This window comes from Parasphingorhabdus sp. (assembly GCF_036963805.1).
In the GTDB taxonomy this organism is placed as follows: Bacteria; Pseudomonadota; Alphaproteobacteria; order Sphingomonadales; family Sphingomonadaceae; genus Parasphingorhabdus.
In genome coordinates this window covers 1-1247 of sequence record NZ_JBALUN010000033.1, presented here as the reverse complement: position 1 = coordinate 1247, position 1247 = coordinate 1, and the positions used below count along the sequence as shown (strand labels likewise).

The following is a 1247-nucleotide window of genomic DNA, read 5'->3' as shown; positions in this document are numbered from 1 at the left end:
GACAATACGCCCGCCGGAACGATCTATACGTGTCCGATGCATCCGGAAATCCGGCAGGAAGGGCCCGGCTCATGTCCAATTTGCGGCATGGCGCTTGAACCGGAAGAGTTTTCCCTAGAAACCGGCCCTGATCCTGAATATATTGATATGCGCAAACGTTTTTGGGTTAGCGCAGTTTTCTCATTGCCGCTCTTTATATACGCTATGGGAGATTTGATACCCGGAGAACCATTCAAAACATGGTTCGATCCCTCGGTAGCGCAGTGGTTGCAGTTTTTGCTGGCAACGCCGGTAATTCTTTGGGGTGCATGGCCTTTCTTCGTTCGCGGTGTTCAGTCAGTCAAAACCATGAACCTCAATATGTTCACGCTGATCGGACTGGGCGTAGCTGTTGCTTATATATTCAGCGTCGTTGCAACCTTTTTACCAAATATTTTCCCTGTCGCGTTCCGCGGACATAACGGCAATGTAGCGGTTTATTATGAAGCGGCAGCGGTGATTACCACACTCGTTTTGTTGGGGCAGGTGCTCGAACTCAAAGCGCGCGGCCAGACCTCAAGTGCATTGCGCGCACTTCTTGAACTCGCGCCGCCAATTGCGATGAGGGTCAATGAAGATGGTTCGGAACAGGAAGTTTCTCTCGATCAGGTTGAACTAGGCGACCGATTGCGTGTGCGTCCGGGTGATAAAATACCGGTCGATGGCACCATTGCTAAAGGATCGAGTACGATTGATCAGTCAATGATCACCGGCGAACCTATTCCGGTCAGCAAAACTGAAGGCGATGATGTGACCGGCGGGACGGTGAACCAAACGGGCAGTTTTGTTATGACGGCCGAGCGTGTGGGTAAAGATACGCTGCTCGCCAAGATTGTCCAAATGGTCGCAGACGCGCAGCGCAGCCGCGCGCCTATTCAAAAGCTGGCCGATACCGTTGCTGGTATGTTTGTTCCTGTAGTCATTCTCATCTCGATTATTACATTCATCATCTGGTCGATTTTGGGGCCCCATCCAGCCCTTGCTTATGGGCTCGTCAATGCGGTCGCAGTGCTGATCATTGCTTGTCCTTGCGCGCTGGGTTTGGCGACACCGATGTCAATCATGGTTGGGACAGGGAAGGGTGCTCAGAACGGTATTTTAATCAAAAATGCAGAGGCGCTGGAAACATTTGAGAAAATTGACACCATTGTGGTCGACAAGACCGGCACACTTACTGAAGGCAAACCAAAGCTGGTATCAGTAGAGCC

The 1247-nt window shown here is 51.3% G+C and carries 1 protein-coding gene; it reads left to right on the top strand.

The genetic code is table 11. The features are described 5' to 3' along the window. The coding region (locus V7676_RS18615) for an HAD-IC family P-type ATPase (protein WP_335661053.1) at positions 1–1247 on the top strand (1247 nt) is incomplete at both ends.